The 3,851-nt window shown below is 33.8% G+C and carries 5 protein-coding genes and 2 pseudogenes; 5 read left to right on the top strand and 2 right to left on the bottom strand.

The features are described from left to right. The first annotated feature begins 120 nt into the window (after positions 1-120). The 3 genes from V7014_RS24895 to V7014_RS24885 all read left to right on the top strand — a co-directional run bounded on the left by V7014_RS24895 (position 121) and on the right by V7014_RS24885 (position 1,783). Complete coding sequence (locus tag V7014_RS24895; RefSeq protein WP_335511424.1) at positions 121-645, top strand: DUF4871 domain-containing protein; 525 nt, start codon at positions 121-123, stop codon at positions 643-645. Between the two features lie 189 nt (positions 646-834). After that, complete coding sequence (locus tag V7014_RS24890; RefSeq protein ID WP_335511422.1) at positions 835-1,251, top strand: hypothetical protein; 417 nt, start codon at positions 835-837, stop codon at positions 1,249-1,251. A gap of 250 nt (positions 1,252-1,501) precedes the next feature. After that, positions 1,502-1,783, top strand: coding sequence for a colicin immunity domain-containing protein (locus V7014_RS24885; RefSeq protein WP_335511420.1), 282 nt, complete (start codon positions 1,502-1,504; stop codon positions 1,781-1,783). Positions 1,784-2,028: 245 nt separating this feature from the next. Here the strand turns inward: V7014_RS24885 and V7014_RS24880 are convergent, their stop codons facing one another. Further along, a complete protein-coding gene (locus V7014_RS24880; protein WP_016114251.1) occupies positions 2,029-2,244 on the bottom strand; it encodes a helix-turn-helix domain-containing protein in 216 nt (71 codons plus the stop codon). 10 nt (positions 2,245-2,254) lie between these two features. Beyond that, positions 2,255-2,434 (bottom strand): annotated as a pseudogene (locus tag V7014_RS24875) (DUF2975 domain-containing protein); the annotation flags it as partial. Between the two features lie 357 nt (positions 2,435-2,791). Between V7014_RS24875 and V7014_RS24870 the strand changes: the two are divergent. Both V7014_RS24870 and V7014_RS24865 read left to right on the top strand, forming a co-directional pair. Further along, entirely contained in the window at positions 2,792-3,037 is a 246-nt protein-coding gene (locus tag V7014_RS24870; protein ID WP_335511418.1) for a hypothetical protein, read from the top strand. Positions 3,038-3,454: 417 nt separating this feature from the next. Beyond that, a pseudogene (locus tag V7014_RS24865) lies at positions 3,455-3,851 on the top strand (alpha/beta hydrolase); the annotation flags it as partial.

The raw sequence follows: 3,851 nt of genomic DNA, 5'->3' as shown, positions 1-3,851 counted from the left end.
TCTACTCGATTGCAGCTAACGGAGCAGTTTAGCGAAAGAAGGGTTATCTTATATTTTAAATAATCTGAATATTACGAAACGAAATGATTTGTTTTTCGTCCAATATATGAGGAGGTTGTTATGAAAAAAATCATATTATCATTATTTTTAATAGGCATATTAGTAGGTTGTTCTGAAAAATCAGTAACAAAAGAAGATTGGGAAGTAAGTCCAACTTTTAATATTCCTGTTGTCTTTGGAGATGGAACAAAAGGAGAATATGTTTTGGTTGGAGAGGAAGGAAGAATTGGTTTTTTAGTTGGCTCTGGTAAAGAAGGAGAAGCAGAAGCTCGACCAATTATTGCAGGAAACGGTAATAAATACATGTGGCATTTTTGGGGGGATAAAGAAGAATTTAATGGAAAGTTAAAAGTTGTTGGCATTAACGAAAAAGGAGAAGAACACAAAGTCCTTATTAGAAATGCGGGAACGTCTAATAGTGAAAAAGTTTGGGAGTATCCAGAAGTTGGAATAAGCCCTAATAATGGAGCTGATACACACGTACCATCAAATATGGAATTTCCAACACCAGGACTATGGAAATTAGAAGTTTATATTGGGGATAAATTATTCGGTGAAATCACTGTAAGTGTTGAAGAAAGCTAAATTCTTATGCTGCTAACGGGGCAGGTTTGTGGCATAAAATGACAAGGTCACGTAAATGAGCCACTTTATTTAAAATAACGTTCTTTCTGCATTAAAGTGAATAAAATCACTTTAAGAAAATAAATTAGAATAATAAAGAAGGAAATAAAAAGAGAAAGAAGGAACCAGGAATTTCTAAGGAAGGTTGTGATGAACATCAAGGTTAGGAATTTTTATTATCTAATTGCAGGCGTCCTTGCGATGCTGTTTGCCGTAACGCACGCATGGAACGGACAGTCCGCTGTGCTACCGAAGCTCAACATTGAAACGATATCCGTGGGTACCCAGACAATATTCACGTATGTCTGGCACATCATCACGGTGGAGAATCTGGTCTTAGGCATCGCTTTCATTTTCATGTCATTCCAAACTGATCAATCAAAAGTCCGGTTTGCCGCATGGTTGATTGCCGCGATCCTGATCGTCCGATTGATGGTTATTCTTGGTGTAACGGCATTACTTGACGTGTCGGGGCTTAAGGATACGCTTATAGATTCGATTGCCATCGTAATCTATGTCGCCCTCATCATACAGGGCACAAGAATGAAGAAAAAGCAGTTAAAATGAAGTTGTTACCGTTTTATCCCCTTTGGATTTTTTATCTAAAGGGGTGTTTCGTTTGTAATTCAGTGTAAACTGAACTTATAGAAATAATTTAAATCATATATGGAAGTATGTGAAAATATGTACTTAAACTAAAGGGTGCTTTACTTCAATAAGGAGTAAGGCTTTTTTCTTCTTAAACTAAAGGGCAGTTTACTTGAAGAAGGAATACCATTAGAATGGATTGTAAGAAAATTCAAAAAGAGGGTAAGAAATGTTTGCTTATAAATATAGGAGCTTAATGGAGGATTTTATAAACGAAGTAATCACAGTTGATGATTTTGAACGTGAGTATCTAATTACTTTTAAAAATGAAACAGAAAGAATGGGCAACACGTTATTCGAAATCTTAAACGGAGTTTTTGAAGCAGTTGATTGTTATTGGCACGAATGTCTTCCAGGACAAGAAACTGCCTTTGAAATATCCGAACAGCAACTAAGAAAAGAAGTAAATGAAGCATTGGTTAAATTAAATAGTTTATTGAAAAACCTTTAAATTTTTTCAACTAATAGGGTTCTTATATTAAAGATGAGATGGCTGCGGCTAAAGGGTTCCCTTTTGAGGTGCAAACATTGCAAATCACAACACATTTTTTGTCACTAATATCAATGCAATTCTCAATGGAATTCTCTATTAAATAACAATAATAAACGCAGAGAAGGGATAGCTTAATCGCTATCCCTTCATCTTAATTTCACTATCTAATCCCGTTGGTTGAAGAAAGTTGTTGTCTGTTTTTATTAAGTGTCTTCGTCGCTTTTGTACTCCAAAATATCACCTGGTTGACAATCTAAAGTCTTACATATCGCTTCTAATGTTGAAAAACGAACCGCTTTTGCTTTCCCATTTTTCAGAATGGAAAGATTCGCCATCGTAATCCCAACCCTCTCCGAAAGCTCCGTTACGCTCATTTTTCGTTTTGCTAACATCACATCAATATTAATAATAATTGCGATATCCTCCACCTCAGACCGTTAAATCATTTTCTAATTTTATATTAATAGCTTCTTGTAAAAGTCTTTGGAGAACAGCAGCAAAAACGGCGATCACCATAGAGGCGAAAATAATGACCAATCCGATTGGTATGAAACTTGGAGGATCAACTCTTTCCGCCATGAGATAGTAGAGTGGCATACCTAGCAGGTAGGGTGCTAGAGTTGAAGATCAGAGCTGTCATTTAGACAGCTTTTTCTTGTACTGTTAACGGTGCAGGATGATAGCGCTATAAGATGTGATAAAATGCAATAAAAGGAATATTTAAACAAAAGTGAGTACGAATAGATGTTAGGAATGGGGGGAAGGCGTGAAGTGGTTGAACAGTAAATGGTTTGATAAGTTTTTTTTAACTATGTGCTGGGTACTTTTAATCTATTTTATTTTAGGATTTGTATTTGTAGGGGGTTACATTCTTTTGCTATTTATTAGTGAACTTCAAAACCTATGGTAATTTAATGTTTTTCGTTTTTGTGGTTAAATAATACAAAAAAACAAAAGAGGAGAAAAATGGAGAAAATCTTAGTAAAAACGGCAATTTATACATTTCTTGTTTCCTTTTCATTATTGTTAGTGTCGTTAGATAGAGAAAGAGTTACACAAGATGCAGCTGGAAATTATTCAAGTGAAGCTTATACTTATCCAGAATATTTCTTGATGCTATTAAGGTACTCAATCATCATTACTTTCATTTTGGTTATAGTTGTATTTTTGATTAAATTGTATAAAAAATTTAAAGGTAAGAAGTTTTTATAAATGCGTTGGAACTTATTCCAGATTTTTTTGTAACACAACCAGCTAATAGTTAGTTTGTGAAGAATAGTACTTAAACAAACAGGTGCTTTAGTAGAAGATCAAGGCTCTCATCTAGGTAGCTTTTCTTATTGGACTAACGGGGAAGTTTTCTTGAAGAAGGAATATTGGCTTATAGTCAAGAATAGATAAATATAAAACCTTAGGAAGTGAGAAAACGGTGACTAATAATAAAATTGTTGGTGCTAAAAGTATTCCTTTTAGATTGATAGAAAGAAATGAAGAGCAAATAATTTAGTTATTGTCTTACCAGGGGCTGGTTACACAACACAAGCTCCATTGTTACACTTTACAACAGGGTTATTTTATACTAAAGGTTTTGATGTATTACACATTAACTATACATATAATAGGCAAGAGATGTCTGTTCTAAGTGAAAGGGATTTCACAAGAGATGTACAACTTGCAATCGACAACGCTATCAAGAACAAGAAATACAGTAATTATTATGTAGTGGCTAAATCAATAGGAACAATAGCTTTAAGTTATCTGCTTAATAATACAATGTTGAAAGATGCAAAAGTAGTATGGTTGACTCCATTGCTACAAAGAGATGACGTATTTAACGCAATGGTTAACAGTGATAATAAAGGACTTTGTATTATTGGAGATAAAGATAGTTGTTTCATTGTGGAACGAATTGAAAAATTGAAAAATAATCTAAATCTTATATTAAAAGTGGTTGATAGTGGAAATCACAGTTTAGAGCTTGATGAAGAACCAATAAAATCTATTGAAATATTAAAAAGTGTAATTT

The sequence above is a fragment of the Bacillus sp. JJ722 genome (assembly GCF_036963345.1).
GTDB lineage: Bacteria > Bacillota > Bacilli > Bacillales > DSM-1321 > Bacillus_AD.
This window is presented reverse-complemented; position numbering and strand designations above follow the sequence as displayed.